The organism is Bacillus cereus group sp. MG1, assembly GCF_040460035.1.
GTDB lineage: Bacteria > Bacillota > Bacilli > Bacillales > Bacillaceae_G > Bacillus_A > Bacillus_A cereus.
This window is the reverse complement of sequence record NZ_JARVGY010000001.1, coordinates 3,059,878-3,085,168: the sequence shown is the minus strand read 5'-3', so window position 1 is coordinate 3,085,168 and position 25,291 is coordinate 3,059,878. Positions and strand designations below refer to the sequence as shown.

The window sequence follows — 25,291 nt, the reverse complement described above, 5'->3', positions numbered from 1 at the left end:
TTTTCTCCCCTTAATAAATCATTTTCCTTTGCATTTCGTACATGAACTTCCCAAGATGCAATATCCAAATAAATGAGATTAAGCCAATTAATACAAAATCGATATTACTAGCAGCTGTATATATAACGGCAGCCCACCATACATATGCCAATATTGTATTCTTAAATTCATATGCTTTATATCCAGCCTCATGCACAATGTGCTTTAATCCTTCATCTGCGTTTTTCGTCCACATTTTCATAGATTCCATATACGTTACACCTTGTTCAGGATATAGCTTATTATAACGATTTTTTGTTATGAGTCCGATAATTACTACAGTAGTTAAACAAACAATAGAAGCTACTAAATTCCACACCGCAAATGAAACATTTGTATCCTGCAACAGTGCACGTCTACATGTAATAACTGCATATACAAACCATGCCTGCGTCACTATATCACCTACACGTAAATATATACTTATAATGCCTAATTTTCTGCCTTGTACGCTCTCTTCTTCATCGCGTGCCTCTGCTAACATACGTGTATTCTTCCAAGTATAGTACATCATTAAAATTCCAAAAATAGTACATATACCTATAAATGTATTGGATGATAATTTTCTCGGTTCATCCGAGAGTAAATTTAAAGCTATATAAGACGTTAAAAATCCTCCTATCATACTTAATGCTATTTTCCCCACAGAATCAAATTGTTTTTTTCTCTTACTCTTCATCGTCCTCTTCCCCCTCTACTAACGTAAATATTTCCTCCACCGGTACATTGAAAATTTGTGCGATTTTTAACGACAATACGATAGATGGTGCATAATCCCCACGCTCAATTAAACTAATCGTTTGCCGTGATGATCCAATCGCTTTCCCTAAATCCCCTTGTGATAAACGATGCTTTGCTCGCAATTCCCTCACTCGATTTTGAAGCTTCATGTCTTCCCTCTTTTTCATTTATTTAATTACAATTGTAAATAATATCCTTATATTTGTCAATTATAATTGTCATTACGACTATAATAATTGACAAAATACTTATTTCTTATCCTGTATCAAATTCCTATAAAGAATGTAAAATGTGCATTAAACATAGTCTTAAAAATAAAATAAAAAAGGCAGTGCTTTTGCACTGCCTTCCTAAATTCTGACATAGAATGGATTTCATATTAACTTGCGTTTTGTAGTAATACTCGTTTTAACTGCTTACGGAAACGAATACCCAACGTAACCGCTACAATCACAATAACTCCAAAAATGATTTTACCGATATGATCTTCTAGCACTCCAAAGATATCATGTAAGTTTCCACCTAACCAGTAACCACCGATTAAGAAGAATGATACCCAAAATAGAGCGCCTGAATAAATTGTAATGGCAAAACGACGGAATGGTAAATTAATAATTCCTGCAAAGTATCCTGTGAAATGACGTACACCAGGAATAAAGAAACCAATAAAAATTAGGAAGTACCCATACTTATCAAACCACATTCTCGTTAAGTCAATTTTTCTTTGTGTTAAAAATACGTATTTCCCATACTTTTGAATGAAAGGCATACCTAATTTATTTCCTAAAAAGTATTGAATCGTCATTCCTACACTTGTCCCAATAAAGGATAGAATAATTAAAATCGGTAAACTTAAATCACCCTTATGTGCTAAAAATCCCGCATATGCTAATGTTGGCTCTCCCGGAAACGGAAGTGCAATATATTCTAACAGCAAGCCGACAAGTACAACATAATACCCGTATTGCTGAAATAATTCATGAATCCATTCCATGTCATCTCTCCTTTCAATCACGTACAACTTCTTACTATTATTGTATAAAAAAATTGTCGAAATAACTATCACAATAGCTTACATTTTTATTACATTTTTGTAAGGGTCACACTAATGATTTTCGTTCTTTATTAAATAGTAAAAATTATTTTCCAAGTCGAAATAGCGAAAAGACGCATTAATAACATGCAGATTTTATCCATTTTTTAGCACTAAAAAAGCTTTCTTATTTTGTTCTCAATAAAAAACCATCACAAACTCATGCTAACTTCATATTAGCTTCATATACGTATTGTAAGATTATATCGGAATTTGTTGAAAAATTTAACCAATATATGACTAAGCATTAATTTGAATAAATATAAGTCGTTTTTCGAAATTGAAAAAAGGGTGAATACGAAATGGAAGCATATAAAATGCACGATTTTATTAATACAAATGTTGAATCTCATCAAAATGAAACCGTTTTTAATTTACAAATATGTGAAACAAGTGAATTTGACGTAAGTTTAACAAAATCTACAACACTATCTTTTATCGTTTCAAAAAAGAATATTAAAATTGTCACGAAAAAATGGATTAATTCAAATCAAGAAAGCATGATTGGCAAAAGCTACATCATTCCAACAAAAGCTTTTCACTATTTCTTACCAATCATTTCTGAAAATGAAGATGAGCTAAATATTCAAGTTCAAAGTTTTGGACTACGTGGTGAGCTTTTATTAAATGAAAGATTACTTATTGATAACAACAAACACAACAGCAAAATCACTACATTCTTTGAAACATTAGATGAAAATGTAAATAAAGCATTACGAGGATTACAACTTCATTGTATGTAAGACTATTACGATAGTAAAAGGAGAATAACAATGAAAAAATTATTATTAAGCGCACTATTATCATTAGGATTTTTAACTCTTCCATTCGCTAGTGCAGAGGCAGCTACAACGAAAGATCAATTAATCGTAGACACTCAGTTAAATAAAATGGATTATTATCAGGATGGAAAATTTATAAAAAGTTTTACTGTCGCTACTGGAAAAGCTGCAACACCTACACCTAAAGGCACTTTTCAAATCGTAAATAAAATTAAAAACCGCCCTTATTATACAGGAAAAATTAAAGGCGGCGATCCACGTAATCCACTTGGTGACCGTTGGCTCGGATTAAATATGGCAGGAACTTACGGAACAACTTATGCGATTCACGGAACTAACAATAATCAAGCAATCGGCAAATGGACAACACTTGGTTGTATTCGTATGTATAACAATGATATACACTGGTTATTTGAGCGCGTTCAGCAGCAAGCTACTGTCACTGTAAAATAGCCTAAAAACAAGACTTATGTGTAGCCAAGAATTTTATGTCTTGGCTTATTTTATTTATTCATTTACAGTAGCAAAACAACTGTATTTACATATATAATAGGAATAGATTTGATTAGCTAATATCTAAACATTGATAAACGTAGATATTAAAATTATACAGTTATAATATTTTATAAATTTTATAATACATACTATAATAGAACTACTGTAATTCTGAATTATTCAGTAACACTAAACTATTCCCCTTGCTACCTTCATGATTATTTTATAGCGGGGGCTTATTATATGTATAAACAATCTGAGTCACTCGAAAAATGATGAATTCGAATATTGCAGTAAAAAGCGTTATTTAGGAGGTGTTACTATGACGCATATACTGGTGATTGAAGACAACCCAGATATACAAGAACTGATTCGTGAATTTCTAATGGCACAAAACTTTACCGTTGATGTAGTTGGTGCCGGAACAGAAGGTATTCTTCTTTTCCAAAAAAATTCATACGATCTTGTCCTCCTCGATGTAATGTTACCAGATATAGATGGCTATAGTATTTGTAAAATTATGCGAGGACAATCTGATGTACCAATCATTATGTTAACAGGCTTACATAATGAAGAAAGTGAAATTAAAGGATTTGAGTTAGGTATTGATGACTATATTACGAAACCGTTCCATTACACTGTATTTATTAAGCGTGTAGAGGCTGTATTAAGAAGGGCAGCAACGAAGGAAGCAGAAGCTGCAACTATACTACAATTCCATGAATTGATGTTAAACTCTACAGCATATGCAGCTTATGTTCATGGTAATCAAATTGAATTGACAACAAAAGAATTTGAAATTATTTATACTTTACTGCAAAATCGAGGAAAAGTATTATCAAGAAGTGATTTGTTGAATAAGGTATGGGGCTATGAACATTATGGTGATGTAAGAGTTATAGATACACATATTAAAAACTTAAGAAAAAAATTAGGAATTCCTTATATTAAAACGGTGAAAGGCATTGGCTACAAAATCGAATCGTAGCAAAGACAACATCACCAAAAATATTTTCATCAAAACCTTATTATTTTGTATTCTTTTATCACTTTGTCTTTATCAAATTATTTACTTTCTAGCTTCAAACTACGATAAAGAACGTTTTGCGAAAGAAAATGGAACGCCGACTACAGAACAGGCCGATTCAGATAAGCAAAACGACGGAAGTAAAACGAAGCAAAATAAAGCTGTGTCAAAGGGGAGTATTTCTAATTTCCAATCTTCTATTATAGATTATAAATCTCTTTCTACAGCTATCAATCACCTTTTGCAGCCTAGCCAAACTGCAAAGGCAAAAGAACATACACAAAATCTTTCGGGGAAAAATAGCACTTCTAATCCGCCTACAGAAGCAGAAAAGAAAGCCGCTAATAATGATGCCTTACATACACAAAATGCAGCAAGTAAAACAAATGATACAAATGATAATCCAAAGTTAGCAGATGCGTTGCAGCAATTAGCTCCACATATTGGCGCGACAATGCTTGCATTATCACTACTCGGATCATTAATTTATACAAAACTAATTGCCAAACCTTTTCAATATATGAGTGATGCTTTAAAAGATATTATGAATCTTGATTTCTCCGATAAAAAGCTACTTAACAAAAATGCAGATCAAACAGATTTTAATTTGCAAGTAGCCGCTTCGCAAGTACCAAATATTGTAAAGAATTTACATGCAAGCAATCAAGATTTAAGAAACGAGCTCAAGAAGGAACAACAATTAGAACAATCTCGTAAAGAATTTATGTCTATGGTGTCCCATGAATTAAAAACACCAATCGCAGCCGTCATGGGACAACTAGATGGCATGATTCACGGAATTGGAGCTTATAAAGATAGAGATAAGTATTTGAAACGTTCCTACGAGATGATGCAAGACATTAACATATTAACGGAAAAAATGTCGGAATTATCCAAAATACAAAACCCTCAATTTAAACCGAATTTAGAAGTCATTTCTTTATCTAATATTATTGAGGATGTTATGAAGAAAGTAGATTACTTTGTATCTGTAAAACAATTAAATGTACAATCTAATATTAAACACGACGTACAAATTTTAGCTGATCCTAAATTTATTCAAACTGCTATTTTTAACATTATTTCAAATGCAATTCATTATACAATTGACCATCAGCACGTATATATAAAGCTTTATGAAAAACCAAATGGTTACGCATTAGAAGTATTAAATACAGGTTCACAAATTGATGAAGATAAACTTGCTCATTTATTTGAGCCTTTCTATCGCGCAAATCCTGATAAACACGGGTTAGTACAAGGTAGTGGTCTTGGATTATATATCGTGAAACAAATATTAGATAAACATCAGTTTCCTTACGGGATACAAAACACAGCTCAAGGTGTAAAATGCTCCATTGTATTCCCAAAAGCAATGTAACATTCACTATAATTACATACCCCAAACTCATACTTCATGTGTGAGTGGCGGAATTTTGTAGAGTGTCTTACTCTGTTTCGTTCGCCCGTTATCCTTATTTGGATAGCGGGCGTTTTTTATTACTTAAAAGGAGGATTTTTTATGGAAAAGTTTAAATATTCATTGCTCGTTTTATTCGGTGCTTGCAGCTACGGCATACTTTCAACTATTTTCAAACTCGGATTCATAAATGGATTTTCAGCACATCAACTCCTAGGGGGACAATATGTCTTCGGATGGATTGGACTATTTCTACTCGTTCTTTTCTTTTCACATCATAAAGTAACAAAAAAACAATTTTTTTCATTACTAACCGTCGGAACAACAATGAGTATGACTGGGATTTTTTACGCTATTTCTGTAGAAGAACTACCCGCATCTATCGCTGTCGTCCTACTCTTTCAGTTCACTTGGATTGGTGTCATTATCGAAGCCATTGCAAATCGAACATTTCCAAGCCACGATAAGATCATATCTATCCTTATTTTATTTGCTGGTACATTGTTTGCAGGTGGTGTATTTGAAGGCCTCGGACAAAGTTTTTCTACGAAAGGGATTATCTTTGGGCTATTAGCTGCTGTCTCTTTTTCATTCTATGTTTTTGCAAGCGGGCGCGTCGCTACGGATGTTCCGCCTTATACGAAAAGCTTTCTTATGACAACAAGTGCTACTCTTATCGTATGCCTATTCTTTCCGCCAACCTTTTTAACAGACGGTGCTTTGCAAGCTGGCCTATGGAAATATACTTTCTTCCTCGGCTTGTTCGGTGTTGTCGTACCTGTCATTTGTTTTTCAATCGGTGTACCAAAGGTTGGAACAGGGCTTAGTACGATATTAGGTGCAGCTGAATTACCAACTGCTATTATTGCTTCAATTACACTTGTACATGAAGTCGTAACGTTCATGCAGTGGATTGGAATTATTTTTATATTGGTTGGGATCTTCACTCCTCAGCTGCTTACGGCTAGGAAAGAAAGGAAACACAATCGCGTGCACAGCGCTTGAAAAAATACAGAATTTATATAAAAGATATAACTGCAATTAAAATAAGTAAATTTATCTGGAGGTATAAATGACTATTTTAAGCATCGTATTTTTTGCTATTATGTGTATCTTCTTCCTAATAAGATATATGAAAGAAAAGAAATTTTACGATTTACTTCTCGTTCCCGTTTGTATATATGCAGGAGCAGTGAAAACTCCTTTCGTAGAGTACTTAAACTTTAATACTACATTTAAAATAACGTATGATATTGCAGCTATTATTCTTGTAATCCTTGCTGTACTTTTCTTTTTGAAAGATAAGAAAGAGAATCATACTGCATAACAAAAGACCTTTCATTTACTTGAAAGGTCTTTTTCTCTATCTCATTTTACCGCTCCATACAGCTTCTCTATCTCATGCTCAATTTGTTTTACATCGATTCGCTCAAATAATGGCTGTACGCTATCAATTCTACTTGGCAACGTATTTTGCGGTTCCCAATTTCGGTTCACAATCGACAATGTGTTTCGAACTCTTTCACTTGAAAATGGTAAAAATGGTTCAAGGAGATGGGCAAAATTAGCGATAAGATACACACAGTTATAAATCGTTTCTTCACATGAAACTGGATCATCTTCTCTTTGTTTCCAAGGCTGCTTTTCATCAAAATATTTATTTGCAAAACGTACTGTATCAAATATTGTTTCTAGCGCCACCTTAAATTTAGTTTGCTCAATCGCCTCTCCTACACGCTTATATAATCCTTCTACTTTATCTTTCAGCTCTACCTCAATACTTCCCTTCGTCACGATACCACCATAATATTTTTCGATAAACTTTAATGTCCGGTTCACAAAGTTCCCGTATGCACCTAATAATTCACTATTATGACTGTAAATAAATTCCCGCCATGAAAAATCAGTATCGCGATTTTCTGGTGCGTTGACGGTTAAAAAGTAACGAATAGAATCTGGATCATAGCGTTCTAATATGTCAGGCACCCATACTGCCCAGTTTTTACTTGTAGATAATTTTCTTTTTTCAACTGTTAAATATTCATTCGAAACGATATGACGCGGGATTGCTTCCTCCCCTATTCCAAGTAATACCGCTGGCCAAATGACGGAATGAAACGGAATATTATCCTTTCCGTGCACATAATATGTTTTCGCTTCGCTATCCCAAAACTCTTGATCATCTTTCCCTGTTTCTTCAGCCCAATGTTTACTCGCTGAATAATAGCCTGTCACTGCTTCAATCCATACGTAAATTTTCTTATCTTCATACCCTTCTACTGGAATTGGTACCCCAATTGGTAAATCACGTGATACGGCCCTATCTATTAATCCTTCCTTTACATATCTCTCTGTTAGTTGAATCGCATTGTCGCGCCATGTCCCTGTTTGTTTGGCAATTTCTACAGCTCTTTTAATTTGCTGCTGAAATGTATGCAATGCAAAATAGAAATGCTCTGTTTCCTCTACAGATGGCGTACTACCACATAACTTACATTTCTTTTCTAACAAATCGAGAGGATCTAAAATAGCAGAACAAGCATCGCATTGATCTCCTCTTGCTGCTTCATGGCAATGTGGACATATTCCTTCTACATAACGATCCGGTAAAAACTGTGTACACGTTTCACAATACGCTTGTTCCACTGTTTTTTTATAAATATGTCCTTCTTCTAATAAACGTAAAAAAACATTTTGAACCGTTTCATGATGGTGCTCACTATCTGTACGTGTATAACAATCATAAGTAAAACCAAGGCTACGAAAACATCGCTGGAACTCTTCATGATACTTATCAGCAATTTCTTTCGCTGTCACACCTTCTTGTTTTGCTCTAATTGCAATCGGTGTTCCATTACAATCACTCCCTGAAACATACAGCACATTCTCACCTTTTGCCCTGTAATAACGCGCTAAAATATCTCCAGGTAACAAACTCGCAATATGGCCAAGGTGTAACGAACCATTTGCATACGGCCAAGCGCCTCCAATAAAAATACTCATCTTACATTCCTCCTTTTAAATATAAAAAGCCCCGCCCTTATCTTAAAAAAGATAAGGGCGGGGCTGTATAAACAGTCGCGGTACCACCTTATTTCGCTAATTACTCACATAATTAGCCTTAACAAGTACGGAGCAATATGCTCTTATACTGTGGTTTTGATAACGAGTACCAACTCTCGTCGCCGCCTACTATTATCATTTGATAAGTTCAGGACGAAGCTCAAAGGCCATTGTTCAAATGAATATTCTTGCTTCTTCTCAGCTACCGAAGCTCTCTGGAAAGAATGTGTTCATCCTACTTTTCCTTTTCAACGCTTTTACGTATAAAAAGTATTGTACGACTTAATCACGGAAAAATCAAACTTTTATCCAGAAAGAAAAGGAAATCCCATCCCCCTGCCGAATAACTATACGTTCACAAAAGGAGTGATAACATTGAATCAAAAACAACTAAGCACTATAAATGAAAAAAGCTGGAATGCAGCTGCTTATGAAGCTTGGACGAATCGCCACGGGGCACCAGCTGATTATGCGAAAAAAATCATGAAAGATCCCACGCGCGAAGTAGCACATTATTTACCTTACATAAAATCCCCAAAAGGAAAATGTATTATTAATTTACTCGGCTCAAAAGGAAATAAAGCTGTCGCACTCGCCCTTTTAGGCTCTGACGTAACAGTTGTTGATATTTCAGCAAGTAATGCAAAATATGCAAATGAACTTGCTGATGCCGCAGGCGTCTCTATTCATTACATCGTTTCTGATGTACTAGATGTAAATCTCTCCAAATCATTTGATATCGTATTACTGGAACTTGGTGTACTTCATTACTTTCTAGATTTAAAACCACTTTTCACAACAATCTCTCAACTACTAAAGCCCGGTGGAATACTTATCCTTCGCAATTACCATCCAATATACACAAAGCTATTAGGAGTAGACCATCCATCATTTCGAGCAAGTGGAAATTATTTCGATGAAGAATTAATTGAAGATGATGTTGCTTATAGCATCCTTCTTACAGAAGCACAGAAAGAATCGCTACCTAAAACAACCATCCGTCGCTGGACGTTAGGAGAAATCATTACAACACTCGCGGAAGAACATTTTAAAATTGAAAAACTAGTTGAAGAACACGGACCTCATCAAAGATGGCTCTTCCCTTCTACTGCACCGGAAAGAATCGAAGAACGTATCCCTGGTCTATATACAATAATTGCGACAGCATGCAAAAAAGGATCCCTTCACGGATAGGATCCTTTTTGCATGCTCACGCATATAAGTTGAGGTTGGAGATTACCATAATTCTGTAGAATAGGACACAAGATATTTCAACATTTCGTCTCTGACTTACGTCGTCAAAAAGGGGTATGACCAACATAACGAAGAGTAATGTTTTAGTTGATACTGATAATCGTTATCAACTAATTAGAAGTATACATGATGTCATTTCAAATTTCAATAGCATTTCTAATATTTATTTATGAATTTTATGATATGCAAATGTATACATTTTAAGAACTTTTTCTAATATCAATCTGACTCCTTCCATTATCTGCTATAATTTTCATTGAACAGATTAATAACTTCATAATAATGTTTTTATTAATTTCGTTTTAAATATCTATAAATCATAATAAACAGTTTAAACGAGGGTAGGGGTAACGATGAAATATGTTAGTATTCGAAAAAAACTACTGTTCACACTCTTAAGCATTTCTTCTTTATTTAGCATTGCTCTTATTGTTATTCTTTCATTCGCCATGAATCAAGCAAGTGAAATCGAAACGTTAAAAAATGATGTATCAAAAAGAGCGACGATTTTAAAAGAACGTGGCGATTGGTTCCAAGCACAAGTTGCTGGTTTACAAGAATATTTACTATCACATGATCAAAAAGGATTAGATAAGTTCAACCGAGAAGGGAAAAAATTAGCTGATACTAGAGAGAAAGTAACAAGTGACAAGAAGCTCCCAGAAGGAATGAAAGAAGCTATTTTAATGGGGGGAAAATGGCGTAGCGTCATAGATAATGAGGTACTACCTCTTGCTCGTGAAGGAAAATGGGACGAAGCATCCAAAATTGCTTTAGCACAAACAGATTATGTAAATGATCTTTTAGGTCGTTTTAATAAATATACAAATGAAGAGAATGAGAAACGTGACGCATTAATTGCTGACGTCGAGTCTTCTTCATCACTTATTCAATATATTATTTTCTTCTCACTCATTACATGTACATTAACGTCTATTTTATTAGCATGGTGGTTCTCTGGTAAACTCGTTAAACCAATTCGACAAATTGATGAGAAGTTAAAAGAATTAGCTTCTCAAGATGGAGATTTAACGGCTAGATTACACGTAACAAGTAAAGATGAAATAGGTGACATTGCAAATTCCTTTAATCAAATGCTCACTAACTTACAGCTTATAATAAAACAAGTTCAACAAACATCAACAAGTGTAAAAGAAGCTTCCGAAAATGTATTTATCGAAACGACTGCTTCTATGGAAAATACCGCAAGGACCCAAGAAACTATGAATGCTCTTGAACACAATATTCGTTCACAAGTTTCTAGCATTGAAGAAAGTTCAACTGCAATGGATGACATGGCAACGAGTGTTCAGCGTATCGCTGAGTCCGCCTCTTCTGTTACTAGTTTAGCTGTTACAACTTCAGAAAAAGCAGATGATGGGAATAAAGTCATTGAGAAATCTATTACACAAATGCACACAATTAACGAAGCTGTTAACGCTACATCACAAGTAGTTGAGCGACTCATTACACATACAAATCATATCGATACTGCACTTCAATCTATTTCGAATATCGCCGAGCAAACAAATTTACTCGCTTTAAATGCTTCTATTGAAGCAGCTCGTGCTGGTGAACATGGCAAAGGATTCGCTGTTGTTGCTGATGAAGTTCGAAAACTTGCTGAACAATCTCAACTAGCCGCAACTGACATTAACCATTTACTGCATCAAATTCAAGCCGATACTAAAATAGCAAATGACATGATGACACAAGGTCAAGCAGAAGCTTCTGAAGGAATTACTGTTATTCGTACTGCCGGATCTTCATTCTCAGAAATTGTTAACCACATTAACAAAGTCTCTACGCAAATGCAAGAAATGTCTGCAACTGCTGAAGAGATGGCTGCAAGCTCTGAAGAAATGAACGCAGCTTTAAATAATATCGCCTCTATTTCAAATGAAGTTGCTGCAGAAACATTACAAACAGCACATTCAGCTGGTGATCAAGTAAACAAAATGAGTATCGTGGCTAACAAATCATCTGAAATGAAAACAATCGTACAAGAACTTGAAGTTCTCGTCTCTCATTTCAAAACAAACGCTTAAAGTGAACCTTTCGCTTGTAATGACACAAGCCCAAAGGTATAGGAAAGAATATTTTACAGTCTCTCTTTTTTCAATTTAAAATATCTCTTTCTATCTCTCATTCCGTCTGCTATAATTCCTAAAGGAAATAAGAAAGCTTTATTCCAACTGGAGTAAAGCTTTCTTTCAATTTTTTACATTTATTAATTCTAATACTAAGATTTCACAAAGGAGGCTTTTAATCATATGAATTTTGTAAGTATCAGAAAAAAACTTATGTTCATGATGGGAACGATTTGCGCTTTATTTGGCATCGCCTTAGCTTTTATTTTATTTTTTGCTATTGACCAATCTCGTAAAGCTGAAACATTACAAAAAGAAATTTCTCCACTGGCAACAGAATTGAAAGAACGTGGAGACGCTTATCAAGTACAGCTATCTGCTTTAAGGGGTTATTTACTACAACATGATCAAGTCGAATTAGACAAGTTTAATGAGATGAGTAAACGTCTTGAGGATTCAAAAGATAAACTTCTTTCTAATCCAAATCTTTCTTCGTCCGTAAAAAGTACAATGGAATTAGGGTCTACTTGGAGAAAGTTCGTTGAAGAAAAAGTATTCACTCTTGCAAAAGAACAAAAATGGGAAGAAGCTTTACAAGTAGCTTCTTCAGAAAACGGAACGGTCTATAAAGTAATTGGTGACTTCACAAAGTACAGTAATGAACAAGCTAAATTACGTGAACAATCTATTGAACAAATTGATCAATCTTCACTAGGAATTGAATATGCAGTCTTTCTATCACTTGTTATTTGTATTGTCGTTGCAATTATTCTTGCATGGTGGTTCTCTGGTAAACTGGTGAAACCAATTCAACAAATTGACACGAAACTAAAAGAATTGGCCTCTCAAGAAGGTGACTTAACGGCACGTCTACAAGTAAATAGCAACGATGAAATAGGTGCTATCGCAACATCATTTAATAAAATGTTAGAAAACCTACAACATATCATTAATCGTGTTCAAAAAACATCAGTGGAAGTGCAAACCGCTTCTGAAAATATGCTAGAAAAAACAAATACATCACGTGAGGCGACATTAAGAGTCCAAAGCTCGATGTCCAACTTAAATGCAAGTATTCAATCACAAACTTCTAGTATGGAAGAAAGTTCAACTGCAATGGATGATATGGCAGTAAGTGTTCAGCGCATCGCTGAATCTGCTTCATCTGTAGCGGAACTTGCTGTTGCCACATCTGAACATGCTAGCGATGGAAGTACGGTTATCCAAAAATCTGTTTCACAAATGACAACAATACACGAAGCTGTAAATGCTACGTCAGAAGTGGTTGAACGTCTAATCACTCATACGAAATATATTGATACTGCTGTACAATCTATTTCTAATATTGCTGAGCAAACAAACTTACTTGCTTTAAATGCTTCTATTGAGGCTGCTCGTGCTGGCGAGCAAGGAAAAGGATTTGCTGTCGTAGCTGACGAAGTTCGAAAACTTGCTGAACAATCTAAAACAGCTGCAACAGACATTAATCAATTACTACATCAAATTCAAAATGATACAGAAACTGCTAGCTCTATGATGTCTCAAGGCCGTTCTGAAGCATTTGAAGGTATCAATGTTATTCGTGAAGCTGGTACTTCTTTCACAACAATTGTGGAACAAGTAAATAAAGTATCTACTCAAATGCAAGATATATCAGCAACTGCTGAAGAAATGGCTGCAAGTGCTGAAGAAATGAATGCTTCACTTAATAACATCGCTTCTATCTCTACTGAAGTATCCAGCGAAACTGCCGCAACGGCACAATCTGCTGAACAGAAAGTTATCGTTATGAATGAAATGACAGTAACTGCTAGAAAAATGAAACAAACAGTTGAAGAGTTAGATCAGCTCGTATCTCATTTTAAAACAGAATAGATGTTCAAAAAATATCCCTCTTGCGAAGAGGGATATTTTTTCGAGCTCATTTCCTGCACATTATGCTCATTTCCGTTATAATGAGAATCGATATCATTAAAGTGTAGGAGGGGCTGCTTATGTCACAAGAAGCATTTGAAAATAAATTACTTGCCAATTTAGAAGCTGTTATTGACCCTGAACTAGGTGTTGATATCGTTAATCTTGGATTAGTTTATGATGTTACAGCAGATGAAAATAATAATGCTGTCATTACGATGACTATGACTTCTATCGGTTGTCCAATGGCTGGGCAAATCGTATCAGACGTTAAAAAAGTATTATCAACAAACGTACCTGAAGTTAATGAAATAGAAGTAAATGTCGTTTGGAATCCACCGTGGTCGAAAGAACGTATGTCACGTATGGCGAAAATCGCATTAGGTATTCGCGACTAAATAAAGTGGAAATTTCATCATTTGCGGATAGCGGGATAAAGAAAAGACCTGACTAGGATTTTTACTGAAAGATAAGAAAAGTGAACTTTGAGGTTTGAATTAGCAATAAAGGTATGTTGTTAAACAATTGTAGGGAATAAAAAGAGGAGTGGGGGTGGTCATCACCCTGTCAAGTAGACAGAAATAAAAAGAGTATTATGCCACGGCCTTTTCCCGATATTCTATCGGGGAAAGGCCGTGAAGTTTTTCTTGGAATCTTTCTGTATTATAAAACTGAATATATTCTTGAATTGCTCGGTAGGCCATTTCATATGTTTTTGGGCACACTAAATACAACTTCTCTGTTTTTAAATGTGAGAAGAATGATTCGATACACGCATTATCAAAACAGTTTCCACGTCTAGAATGACTACCGACAAATCCTAATTTCTCTAACTGTTTTGCGTAGGATTTAGATGTATATTGAAACCCTTGATCTGAATGGAAAAGGGGCTTAGTAGTTAATGACTTCCCTTCTAATTGACGTAATGTAGTTAAAACCAAATCTAAATCATTTCTTGAAGATAGCTTCCAGGCAACAATTTCATTGTTGTATAAATCTAACACAGCTGACAAATAGGCAAATTGTTCTCCGATTCGTACATAAGTAATATCTGTTACGAATTTTTGATTTTGCTTTTCAGCTTGAAACTCTCGATTCAAATGATTTTTAAATACCACAGATGTTTTTCTTCCATAAAACGGACGTTTTTTTCGAATGATAGATTGAATACCCAGCTCTCTCATAAGACGACGAACACGTTTATGATTCATTACCATTCCTTCTCGAGCCAAAGCACGAGTCATACGTTTATACCCATAGTAAGGATGCTGACGATGAATAGATAAAATATGTTCTTTATGCCACATATCCCTTTTCTGACGTAAACGCTGCACGTTATGATATTTCCGCCATTTATAGTAGCCAGCCTTAGAAACTTCCGCGATTTGAAGCAACCATCGGAGTGGATAGGCTTGGCGTAATGAATCGATAAGAGAAAATCGTTCTTTCTTTAGGACCATTCCTTCCCGTGTAGATTTGGATTGCGCTTTTTTAAATACTCAACCTGTGCCTTCAAATAAGCATTTTCTTCTTCTAGACTATTAAAATTCTTTCGATTCCAGACACCACGTTGATCATCAAAGGACTCCCCTTGTTGCGCACGTTTTACCCACTCAATAATCTGGGCATCGCTCTTCACACCGAGTTGTTCACGAATTTCTCGCAATGATTTTCTCTCTTCTAATCGAAGACGAACTGCTTCTCGCTTTAGTTCTTCTGTATATTTTTGAAATGATTGTCCTTTTCTTGCCATAAAAAAATCCCCTCCAGATAAAACAGTATTGAGTCCATCATATCAGATGGACTCTTTTTTTACTGTCTACCTATAGGGGATAATACCAGGGAATCCACTCCTTTTATCACGACAATTTGTGGTTTAAATTCAGTTTTTATCCCTCATACGTCTCAAATAACTTTTTCAAATACTCCTGTTTTCCTTCTGCTATGTACTGCTCAGCTTCTATCAAACGAGTCGCTAATTCATTCTTTGTTAGACGCATATATTGTCTATAAACATTCTTTAAACTTCTGTCAAGTTTTAATTGCCCAAACTCATGAAAGGAATATTTTTTATTTTTACGATAAGGAAGATGCTTTTCCAGCTCTTTTTGCTTTTTCTTATAACTCTTACTTTTTTCTTTATAATATGCATAGAGTTCTTCATGATTTCTAATGGTGTTAAAATGAATCCCTTTGCCTTGTTCATCAAGTTCTTTTGTCTTTTTAGATACATTGTGTAAGGTAACTTCTTTGCCCTCCGTAAGGAGGACATCTATTGCTTTTTTACCTAGTTTAAAGGAGTTAACCCTTCGTTTTTCATAATCGTTCTCTAAACCGCTTTTATGTCTTTTTAATGATAAGTTTTGGCTCATTCTCCTTATCTCTCCTATACTCCTCAATTAATGCTATTTCTTTCAATTCAACTTTCGCATCGTGTATCGTTTTTTTAAATTTTGTTACTTCCAATTTGAACCCTTTTTCTTGGTGATACTCCATTGATTTTTGTGCCCATTCTAAATAAGAAATTAACTCGTGCTTTTGTTCTGGTTCAGGTATTTTAGTACCACATCCTACACATGCAAACTTTATTGGACAAATCTTATTAGTGACACATGTACCCCCAACAGTTTTACTAAAAGGTCCACTAATTTCTCTCTGACGTTTAAAAATTTCTTGTAGCTCTTTTGGGTTTCTTAATACTTCCTTCATAATGTCAATTTTAGTAGTCATAGAAGTATGAAAGTCGAACACCAAACCTGTTACTTGGCTTTGGGTAGGTTGAGAATAATATCCTGTAACTGATACATCCTTTTGGTTAAGAATCATTGCTACGACATCAATCGGGAGTTCCTCTGCCTGTACCGCATGTGTCGCAAAACTGTGGCGTAATAAGTGTGGTTTCAGCTTTACTAATTTCTTGTCTTGTGTCTCATAAACCAATCCGAAACAGATGAAGTTTAAAACACATGCAAAAGTTATATGTCCAAAATGCTTACCGTAAAACTGAAATAAATAGGGTTGGTCTGGGCGCGATACACCCGTACTTTTACGATATCTAAATTCCACAGTTGGAAGTGAACCTTTATAATGTACATCTCTAAGGTAAAAACCAATTTCCTTTATTAAATCAAAAGTATCTTTGACGACATAAAAGATTGCAGGCTCATCTCTTCCTTTCGGAATAGCTCTAAACATGTACGCTGTTATCTCTTGATTTGTTTCTGAATCGATGACAATTCCCTGATCTAAACACCCTGTGCCAAAATGAATTTGCACCATTTCCCCTAACCTTGAACCTGAAGACGTAAATATATCTAGTGCTGTCGCACCGAATAGAGCTGTAATGTACAATACCTCAATGTTCATTAAAATGCCATCGGCATGATTCTGGTTTTCAGATACAAAAATACCTTGTGATAGAATGCCTTTGTGATTAGAATAGAAAGGCGTAGTAAGACCCTCAGAACCTAGTTCGCTATATCCGTACATCTCAAGTATTTTCAATTTTCTTTTTATTTTCTCTTCGCTTAAAGATTGATGCCAAATTCCGATTAATTGATGTTCCAAAATGGGTAAAAACCAAAAACCTTCAGTTTCTTCTACTGGTTTACCAGTTTCATCATCTAATACTTCTGCTTTTAAAAACTCGACGAAGTATTCATTGTTTTTATCTGAATAAGTCAATTTTTGTGCTTTTGCATTACCAATGGTTACTGAAGAATAATTGTCACTATGATGAAGTACGAAAGACGGTTTATCCCATAATCGAAAGGAAAAAAGCTCCTTTGATACATCTCCACGTTCTCCGTTTTCAATATAAGAAAATTCAAAAGGAAGAGGATAACCGTGATCTTTTACTAATTTCACAACCTCAAGGTATTTCTGTCGCAAACGCCTAACTTGATTCAAACGGAATCCACCTTCAGCACGAATTTTTAAAAAGTCTTTCGAAATTGCGTCTGTTTCGGACTTCCGTTTATTCTTTGCATTTTCAATTGCAGATTTTGTAACTTTAAAATCCCTGGGCTCCAAGTATGTTTGAGGGAATAAAAAAGGGGCAAACACTTCTTGTTGCTCCTTTTTTAATTTAGTCTCGTACCATTTTTGTACATGTTTGACTTCACTTTTATAGAACCTAAAGAATTCACTTCTCTTATGATCTGAATGGGCGGGGAGAATCTCCCCGCGTAAATAATTGGACAGATGTATATCCACATCAAAATCATTAACACTCGCTAGTTTTAGTTCTTGAAAGAGGTTCTTGAGACCGATACTTACTGCTATATTTACCCCGTAAATAGTCATGGGGTCTAAATTTTCATTGGACATTACCATCAAACCTAATGCTAAGTGGTTTGTAAAAGGGTGATTACAACAGTTGCTTTTGAAGTAACGCAAATGCTCGGGATTAACCTTATCCCAAAAGTAGCCTCGTTTATCTTGATAGGCAAGAATGTTGTCATCAACCTTGCCTTTTAATTCTTGATACCATAGTTTACTTTCTAATTTATTAATCACATTCCCACATCCTTAGATTAATGGATTAACTATTCAATTCATTAATAAAGTCCATTAATTCATGTCGTTTTTCAGGAATTTGAACAACCTTATTTCTAGGTTCAACCGAAGGTTGTTTAGCCTTCTTACGAGGCTTTAACGGATTTAAATACTCCTCCTGATCCTGTTTCATCTTTTTCAATAATTTATCATGCACCTTTGCCACATAATCTCTTTCATCAATATAGTGCTCATAGATTTTCATGGTGTCTGCTTTTTCGCTCCAATTTATATAAATTCTTAATTGTTCGATTGCATTATCCTGTTCTACCTTTGTCTTGTAGTTTTCACGAATTTCACGAATGTTTCGGGTTACGAACCAATGACGAGTTTTATGAATGTTGATTTTAATTTCTGCTTTTCCCATGATAGTTAACCAATTTTTTAGAAAGGCATCATACGTGTAGGGATTTCCATATTGATTAAGAAATATTGGAGTTTCATCAGGTGTGTCATTCATGTTTAAAGCACTTTTATTAACTTTCTTTCTCTCACCATGGATATATTTATCAAGTAATTTTAATGTGTCATTATCTACTCTCAAAAACTTTGTCCTTTTTCCATTGCTTCCTTTGTTAAAGGTGGCAAACTCATTCTTGTCATTCCTAGAACGATAGTCACCAAATGTAAGTTCAATAACCTCTCTTGCTCTTGCTCCGGTTTGAAATAACATTCGTGTAATAATTTCGTCTCTAAGTTTCCATTTACTTTTCGCTCCAGCCTTATCAATCATAGCAGGGAGATGAGGAGTATCAATAATCTGAGGTTTCCACTCGCCATTTATGACCTTAAAAAAAGAGTCGGTTAACCTTCTGAATCTTTTTGGTAAAGGTTCTTCTGTCCCTGCCTCATTGGGCATTCTGGGTTTTCCCTCCCTAATACCCTCTTTTAGGGTTTGGTGCTCTTCTAAAATAGCGTGCGTATCAATTAAGGGATTGGGATAAAAATACATCCTTACATGAATCATGATTTTGTAAAAAGATTTTAAAGCACTTAACAATCGACTAACAGTATTAGGGCTTTTATTTGTTAACTTTACATTGTAATGTGTTTTGCTATCGTTAGTTGAAATCTTACAATGAGCTTCATACATCAAATAGTCCTCTATGGATGCCCGTACAATGTGAGGTTCATCATTCCAATTTACAATTCTCCCCTGATAATTACTACCGGTACGAAGCCATGTAAAGAAGGTATAGAGGGTTTTAAGGTAGGATTCCGCACTGCTGTCTGAAACCCTACCCAATGCCTCCTTATAAAAAACCGTGAGAGGTAAGAAAGGAGTATGATGTTTGTCCATTACGATTAATTTAAACTTTTTAGGTTTTACCCCTTCAGGGCATTTAATATGGTAGTAATAATTGCTTTTCATCTCACATTAACCACCTTTATTCCTACTCCAACCAATTGTACAAAGGGATTTTCCCCATGCTTTGTTCCTTCAATCCCCCTCCCTCAAAATCACGTTGTGTGAAATCGACTAAACTTTTTTTCTTCTCATCTGTAATCGGATCTGGTGTCCACTTCTTCGTTATCGCTGCTTTGACAAACTTGAATGGAGCATCAATTGGTCTACTTTGTTGCCGTAAAATTAGACAAATTTTAAGTGCTTGTTCTAATGGTAAAGAAGTGAGAGCTTTATGTACTCCTTCCGGAGGGGAAGTAAGGGTTGCTATTTGATATGCTAATTTGACCAGCTCAAATTTGTTGTAATCAGTAGACGATGATTTTTTGCTTTGGATTTTTTTTAGAGAAGAGCCAGCTAGAGTTGCTACATCGCTTGCTGGTATCTTCCAACCTTCTTTGCGGCTGTTTTGGAATGCATTTGGAAAAAGCCCATCTTTTAGTTTTCTTTTTATGGTTTCTTCGTTTTTATAGCCCAGAAGGGCTGCTACTTCTTTAACTGAAAACCATTTTTCCATATAAACTCCTCCTTAAAGTGTTATTTCCATTATGTTGTTAAACAGATTGTACGTTCTGCTATGATGCCCCGATAGGAGAGAATTTAAGCAATAATGGTTGTATTTGTTACTTCGATGGATGTGGTAATAAGTCGACTGTACAATTAATTTACCTTCTCTTGAACCGAAAGAAATAGCAAAAATGGTGATAAAAGTGAATGACCACGCCACAAACAAGTTTTATATGTGGGTTTGAAATAAAGTAGCGATCTTTCTATATAATAAGTGACTGAATCAGATTCAATAACACTTGACTGAATCGAATTCAGTCGTTTATGATTGAATCAGATTCAGTCGTAAAAATAATACGGTAGGAGATAAATTATGAAAAGAATATCAAAAGAACCTGATATAAGGCGTCAAGAGTTAATGGATATAGGTTTTGAACTTTATATGAAAAACGGTATGGGAGGATTTAGCATAAAGGATGTCGTTAATCATGCAGGTGTAGCGACAGGTTTATTTTATTATTACTTTAAATCTAAAGAAGATTTTGTTGATGAGATTTTAAATGATTTTATTGTGAAAAATATAGAAATAATTCAGCAAATACTTACTTCGAATGAATTGCTCGTTATGCAAAAAATGAAAAATTCTCTAGATATATTTTGGACATTTATTGAAAAACTAGCACCATACAAAGATTCGAGTTCATTTCAGACAGAACAACATTACCTACTTGAGCAGAAATTATTTATGCAATTACAACCACTCATTCAACAAGTGATTGAGGATGGAGTAAAAATAGGAGTATTCCATACTGACAACTTATCTTTAACTTCTGGATTTATTTTATATGGTCTTAGCAGTATTGCCCATTCGGAGCTAAATTTAAATCTTGATACGAAGAAAGAGATGATTAATCTCATATTCACCACATTAAAGTACGATCAAAAAGAAGATATCTAAAATAGCACTATGGAATTTCTATTCCTAGATATGTTTTTAAAAAATACTTTGGTTTTACTCAGTAAACTGACTAACAATAATTTAAAAAAACGATTGTTGGAATAATAATTGATGAAGAGTAAAGGAGAATTAATATGAAAATTTATATTGAAGGAAAAAACATTTCACAAGAAGAACTTACAAAATGGAAAAAAGAACGTATTAAGAAAGTTTTCAATACATTAGGACATAAAGAGCCTCAAATACATGATACAGATGACATGATAAAAAAACTAACGGAACTAAAGTTAAGATATTCATACAATGAAATGTACGATAAGTTGAGATTTAAACTTAGACTGAGTGAGATGGGCATGCGTATTGGTACGGCTTTATCTGGTGAGAGACGGAAATTTTCAAAAACAAGTATTTATTTAGATGGGATTACAGCAGAAGAAGCGATAAATGGAATTGATAGTCTTATGCTTGAACAATCACGCGAGAATAATCAAGTGAATTTATCAGCTTGTCCTGATCACTATGTACTAAGACCTTTTGGAGAAAATCAATTAGAAGTTATAGAAACTACTGGTAATTCTCCATTTCCAGTTCAATTCTTTATTGTTTTTGGTGACGAAACTAGATTGCAAACACCTAGAGATAAGTCTTATCAATACCAATCAACAGGTGTAGCACGTATGAAAGACGGTACTATTATTGGTGGAGTTCGACATCAATTTAAAGATACTGATACTGGGATAGAAGTAAGTCTAGTTGTTGAGTTCCCTGCACTTTGTCCTAACAGCCTTATTAAATCGCATCAAATGCATTTAGCATGTGAGTTTTCTTACTGGTTACAGTGGATAAAAAATCAAAAAAATTAATAATGCAGAGCCTTCTTGAAATAAAAAACATAAGTTTTTTAATGTAATTAATCCTGAATTTATTGTATTCATTACACCTGACGACGACTTTGATATAATCAATGCCGTCGTTTTAATTTTTTATTTTTTAGAAAGAGAATATTCCGGTGGAATAGACTGGATTTTAATTTGATAAAACGGGGGGAAATTTCTATGTTTGCAATACTTCTAGCTATAAGTTTTGGAGCTGTTTTTGCTGTGCAAACAGCCATTAATGCTCAATTAAGAAAATTTGTGATTTCTCCTTTTTTAGCTTCAATGATCTCATTTGCTGTAGGGGTAATCTTCTTAACTATTACAATATTAATTAGTGGTTCACCATTAGGTATTCCACTAGACTTATTCTTGAACCAACCTATCTTTATATGGCTGGGGGGGATTGGTGGAGCAATTGCTTTAACCACCAATATACTTTTGTTTCCTAAATTGGGTAGTGTACAAACAGCAATAATGCCAATCTTGGGAATGACTCTGATGAGTATGCTAATAGATAATTACGGTTGGTTTAATTCAGTACAGTATCCTTTGGGATTAAGCCGAATCTTCGGCGTATTACTAGTCTTAATAGGTGTCTTTTTAGCTATAGCTAAACAAGAGAAAAGTGAAAAATATTCTTCTCAAACAGACAAGGAGAGCATGTTAAATCAATGGATTTGGCGTATAGTAGGCATAATGGCTGGTATGTTAATGGCTATACAAATTGCTATCAATGGTCAATTAGGAAAGGTTCTTCATTCATCTTCGCACGCAGCCCTTGTTTCATTCTTTGTAGGTACTATTATCTTAATTATAATTGTCGGAATAATAGACCGTTCTTACACAAATATTAAAGAACCTATTAAGCAATCAGCCCCATGGTGGATATGGCTTGGAGGGATATTAGGTGGGTCTTATGTTCTAATAAATGTATACCTCGTTGATCAAATTGGAAATGGACAAACTGTAATCCTTACTTTATTCGGTCAAATCATTGGTAGTTTGATGGTAGAACAATTTGGATTGCTTAACTCTTTGAAAAATCGAGTCAAGCCCATACAAATTTTCGGTTTAATTGTTATGATAGCTGGTGTTTTTTTAATCAGGGTATTTTAAATTGTTCATCAATATGTTTTTTGGGATAACAAATAGATCGTTACTTTATTTTTACAAGCACAATTAAACATCTTTATTCTTTTTACACAAAAGTAGTAATAAAGAGATTGAATGTAGTGATAAATGGGCGATAAAAGCATAAAAAAATAGGTGTATCAACCAAATTGTTGATACACCTTTAAATTACGTTGTTAAACAACATACGTCGTCGTGTATTAATACTATATAATTAATAACAATCATTCATTCAGTATTACATATTAGTCAGGTCTTTTCTCTTATTATTTTACACCTACTGCATCATAAGCTTTCGTTACAGCTTGTACAGCTTTAGAGTTTTTACCGTATAAATCTTCAGCTGACTGAAGTGCCGCTTGACGCATCATTTTGAAGTCAGAGTTTGCAGTTAAATATTTCGTAAGAGCACGGTAGTAAATTTTTTCTGTCGCTTCACGGCCCACTCCAGTTACTTTCACACCGTAATGATCCCCGCCTTCAGATACTAAGTATGCAGCTTTATTGTTAATACTGCTGTTAATATGAACGCCGCCATTATCAGCTGTTCCAGTGTAACGTTTACTATAGTGATCTGGGTAACCTTCACTTGGTTTTAATGGGTTTGGAATAGACGCTGGGTCTTTAAGAGAGCGAAGCGCATCACCAGGTTTATCAGGTGTATAAATATCAGCACCTAAATCCCAGCTCTTCTTCTCAACCATAACACCCATAATATCAGATAACGATTCATTTAACGCCCCTGACTCATTTTTGTAAACAAGGTTTGCTGTATGTTCAGTTACAGCATGCGTTAATTCGTGACCGATAACATCAAGTCCAGCAGATAATGGAATGAAAGTTTTTCCATCTCCATCACCATACATCATTTGCACACCATTCCAAGCTGCGTTATTCCAAGCTGTACCTACGTGAACAGTTGAAATAAGCTTCGCACCTTTATCATCGAAAGAGTTACGATTAAATGTCTTTTTGTAGTAATCATATACTTTCCCTGCATTTACATGCGCATCAACTGCAGCTTTATCTTCGAAGAACTTAGATTTACTTTCAACTTCTTCTCCTGTATATCCAAGCCATTGTGAGAATAAATTAAACCAGTTCTCGTCCATATTTTCTGCATCAAATGTATGAATGCCTTGTCCTCGTTTACCATCAAACAAGTTGAATTGTCCTGTTTTCGTATCTTGAGCAATTTCAAATGATTGTCTAGCACCTAATACTCCGTAACCAAATCCAGTAATGTTATCTACAGCGTTATATTTCTCAATAACATTTCCATTCGTTGCATCAACAAAATAATGCCAATATCCTGGAGCTGGTTTTGAAATCGATGCCTTAACTAAGTATGCAAGGTAGTAATTACCGTCCTTTTCATATACAAACAAATCTTTTTTCACACCGTCATAACTCTTTACTTTACCAATTTCTTTCTCAATATCTGCCTTTGCAATCGTTTCTGCTTGTTCCGCAGTAATGCTTGCAGCTGCAGGAATATTTTTATCATCTAAATTCGGAATAACTTGTCCGAAGAATGCTTTTACATTATTCTCTTTATCAAGTGTAACAGTTTGATCAGAACCGTACACAGGAATGTTATTATGTTTCTCAACTAGCTTCACATGTGTCGTATCAGATTCAGCGTCTTTTTCTTCTCCAACGATATTAAAATGCTTTTCAATATTTCCTGCTAATTTAAACATATCTTTCTTACTCTCTAAGTATTGAAAGACCGTCTCTTTTTTATCTAGTCCTTCCGGTGCTTTCCATTCTTCACCTATGTATGCAGGTGTTTTAAATTCTTGATGATATTGAATTTTTTGTTCTTCCGCTTTCGTTGTCGTTGCCCCAAACGCTCCAAATCCCCCGACGATAACAGTTAACGCTAATGCTGATGAAATAACTTGCTTTTTCACTATAACATTCCCCATTCCCAT

At 34.7% G+C, this 25,291-nt stretch carries 23 protein-coding genes and 1 other annotated feature; of the genes, 13 read left to right on the top strand and 10 right to left on the bottom strand.

What is annotated here, in order from left to right; all coding sequences use genetic code 11:
• Nucleotides 1-10: 10 nt before the first annotated feature.
• From QCI79_RS15965 to QCI79_RS15955, 3 genes are all read right to left on the bottom strand, one after another.
• Nucleotides 11-718: a DUF3169 family protein gene (locus QCI79_RS15965; protein ID WP_000837713.1), complete on the bottom strand. Its 708-nt coding sequence runs from the start codon at nt 716-718 to the stop codon at nt 11-13.
• Complete coding sequence (locus tag QCI79_RS15960; RefSeq protein ID WP_000776168.1) at nt 708-929, bottom strand: helix-turn-helix transcriptional regulator; 222 nt, start codon at nt 927-929, stop codon at nt 708-710. Before QCI79_RS15960 ends, QCI79_RS15965 begins: the two co-directional genes overlap by 11 nt.
• 230 nt (nt 930-1,159) lie before the next feature.
• Entirely contained in the window at nt 1,160-1,774 is a 615-nt protein-coding gene (locus QCI79_RS15955; protein ID WP_000454752.1) for a DedA family protein, read from the bottom strand.
• Nucleotides 1,775-2,175: 401 nt separating this feature from the next.
• On the opposite strand from QCI79_RS15955, the gene QCI79_RS15950 reads away from it, so the two are divergent.
• The 6 genes from QCI79_RS15950 to QCI79_RS15925 all read left to right on the top strand — a co-directional run bounded on the left by QCI79_RS15950 (nt 2,176) and on the right by QCI79_RS15925 (nt 6,924).
• The gene (locus QCI79_RS15950; protein ID WP_000388768.1) at nt 2,176-2,616 is read left to right on the top strand and encodes a DUF3978 family protein; all 441 of its coding nucleotides are present in this window, start codon (nt 2,176-2,178) and stop codon (nt 2,614-2,616) included.
• Between the two features lie 30 nt (nt 2,617-2,646).
• Nucleotides 2,647-3,108 (top strand): L,D-transpeptidase, encoded by a 462-nt coding sequence (locus QCI79_RS15945; RefSeq protein ID WP_000735058.1) that lies wholly within the window; start codon nt 2,647-2,649, stop codon nt 3,106-3,108.
• Between the two features lie 364 nt (nt 3,109-3,472).
• On the top strand, nt 3,473-4,138 hold the full coding sequence (locus QCI79_RS15940) for a response regulator transcription factor (RefSeq protein ID WP_000148833.1): 666 nt from the start codon (nt 3,473-3,475) through the stop codon (nt 4,136-4,138).
• Nucleotides 4,116-5,558 carry a sensor histidine kinase gene (locus QCI79_RS15935; protein ID WP_000201959.1) on the top strand — a complete coding sequence of 481 codons (1,443 nt, stop codon included), beginning with the start codon at nt 4,116-4,118 and terminating at the stop codon, nt 5,556-5,558. The genes QCI79_RS15940 and QCI79_RS15935 overlap by 23 nt, the downstream gene beginning before the upstream one ends.
• 141 nt (nt 5,559-5,699) lie before the next feature.
• Nucleotides 5,700-6,602, top strand: coding sequence for an EamA family transporter (locus tag QCI79_RS15930; RefSeq protein ID WP_000410476.1), 903 nt, complete (start codon nt 5,700-5,702; stop codon nt 6,600-6,602).
• Nucleotides 6,603-6,669: 67 nt separating this feature from the next.
• Nucleotides 6,670-6,924: a hypothetical protein gene (locus QCI79_RS15925; RefSeq protein WP_000154132.1), complete on the top strand. Its 255-nt coding sequence runs from the start codon at nt 6,670-6,672 to the stop codon at nt 6,922-6,924.
• A 41-nt stretch (nt 6,925-6,965) separates the two neighbouring features.
• Here the strand turns inward: QCI79_RS15925 and metG are convergent, their stop codons facing one another.
• The gene (gene metG, locus QCI79_RS15920; protein WP_000021558.1) at nt 6,966-8,600 is read right to left on the bottom strand and encodes a methionine--tRNA ligase; all 1,635 of its coding nucleotides are present in this window, start codon (nt 8,598-8,600) and stop codon (nt 6,966-6,968) included.
• 50 nt (nt 8,601-8,650) lie between these two features.
• Nucleotides 8,651-8,921: a binding site (T-box leader), on the bottom strand.
• 114 nt (nt 8,922-9,035) lie between these two features.
• Between metG and QCI79_RS15915 the strand changes: the two genes are divergently transcribed.
• From QCI79_RS15915 to QCI79_RS15900, 4 genes are all read left to right on the top strand, one after another.
• On the top strand, nt 9,036-9,854 hold the full coding sequence (locus QCI79_RS15915) for a class I SAM-dependent methyltransferase (RefSeq protein ID WP_021727549.1): 819 nt from the start codon (nt 9,036-9,038) through the stop codon (nt 9,852-9,854).
• Nucleotides 9,855-10,267: 413 nt separating this feature from the next.
• A complete protein-coding gene (locus QCI79_RS15910; protein WP_000878441.1) occupies nt 10,268-11,962 on the top strand; it encodes a methyl-accepting chemotaxis protein in 1,695 nt (564 codons plus the stop codon).
• Between the two features lie 225 nt (nt 11,963-12,187).
• Nucleotides 12,188-13,879, top strand: a complete 1,692-nt coding sequence (locus QCI79_RS15905; RefSeq protein WP_001012196.1) for a methyl-accepting chemotaxis protein — start codon at nt 12,188-12,190, stop codon at nt 13,877-13,879.
• Nucleotides 13,880-13,998: 119 nt separating this feature from the next.
• On the top strand, nt 13,999-14,316 hold the full coding sequence (locus QCI79_RS15900) for a metal-sulfur cluster assembly factor (RefSeq protein WP_000076422.1): 318 nt from the start codon (nt 13,999-14,001) through the stop codon (nt 14,314-14,316).
• Between the two features lie 195 nt (nt 14,317-14,511).
• Here QCI79_RS15900 and QCI79_RS15895 read toward each other — a convergent pair.
• The 5 genes from QCI79_RS15895 to QCI79_RS15875 all read right to left on the bottom strand — a co-directional run bounded on the left by QCI79_RS15895 (nt 14,512) and on the right by QCI79_RS15875 (nt 20,397).
• Nucleotides 14,512-15,671 (bottom strand): IS3-like element ISBth8 family transposase gene (locus QCI79_RS15895; protein WP_087874946.1). Its coding sequence is split into 2 segments (ribosomal slippage): nt 14,512-15,413 and nt 15,413-15,671, totalling 1,161 coding nucleotides; the frame shifts between segments, so codons are not numbered across the junction.
• Between the two features lie 136 nt (nt 15,672-15,807).
• On the bottom strand, nt 15,808-16,290 hold the full coding sequence (locus QCI79_RS15890) for a hypothetical protein (RefSeq protein ID WP_021728027.1): 483 nt from the start codon (nt 16,288-16,290) through the stop codon (nt 15,808-15,810).
• Nucleotides 16,259-18,436 (bottom strand): site-specific integrase, encoded by a 2,178-nt coding sequence (locus QCI79_RS15885; protein ID WP_021728026.1) that lies wholly within the window; start codon nt 18,434-18,436, stop codon nt 16,259-16,261. Before QCI79_RS15885 ends, QCI79_RS15890 begins: the two co-directional genes overlap by 32 nt.
• A 25-nt stretch (nt 18,437-18,461) precedes the next feature.
• A complete protein-coding gene (locus QCI79_RS15880) occupies nt 18,462-19,847 on the bottom strand; it encodes a tyrosine-type recombinase/integrase (RefSeq protein WP_021728025.1) in 1,386 nt (461 codons plus the stop codon).
• A 22-nt stretch (nt 19,848-19,869) separates the two neighbouring features.
• Complete coding sequence (locus tag QCI79_RS15875) at nt 19,870-20,397, bottom strand: helix-turn-helix transcriptional regulator (RefSeq protein ID WP_021728024.1); 528 nt, start codon at nt 20,395-20,397, stop codon at nt 19,870-19,872.
• Between the two features lie 363 nt (nt 20,398-20,760).
• Between QCI79_RS15875 and QCI79_RS15870 the strand changes: the two genes are divergently transcribed.
• The 3 genes from QCI79_RS15870 (at nt 20,761) to QCI79_RS15860 (ending at nt 23,339) form a co-directional block, all read left to right on the top strand.
• Nucleotides 20,761-21,345 carry a TetR/AcrR family transcriptional regulator gene (locus QCI79_RS15870; RefSeq protein WP_000822612.1) on the top strand — a complete coding sequence of 195 codons (585 nt, stop codon included), beginning with the start codon at nt 20,761-20,763 and terminating at the stop codon, nt 21,343-21,345.
• Nucleotides 21,346-21,479: 134 nt separating this feature from the next.
• Entirely contained in the window at nt 21,480-22,208 is a 729-nt protein-coding gene (locus QCI79_RS15865) for a hypothetical protein (RefSeq protein WP_000708315.1), read from the top strand.
• A 192-nt stretch (nt 22,209-22,400) separates the two neighbouring features.
• Complete coding sequence (locus QCI79_RS15860) at nt 22,401-23,339, top strand: DMT family transporter (protein ID WP_023901126.1); 939 nt, start codon at nt 22,401-22,403, stop codon at nt 23,337-23,339.
• 281 nt (nt 23,340-23,620) lie between these two features.
• Here QCI79_RS15860 and QCI79_RS15855 read toward each other — a convergent pair whose 3' ends face one another.
• Entirely contained in the window at nt 23,621-25,270 is a 1,650-nt protein-coding gene (locus tag QCI79_RS15855) for a M4 family metallopeptidase (RefSeq protein ID WP_021727967.1), read from the bottom strand.
• Nucleotides 25,271-25,291: the final 21 nt, after the last annotated feature.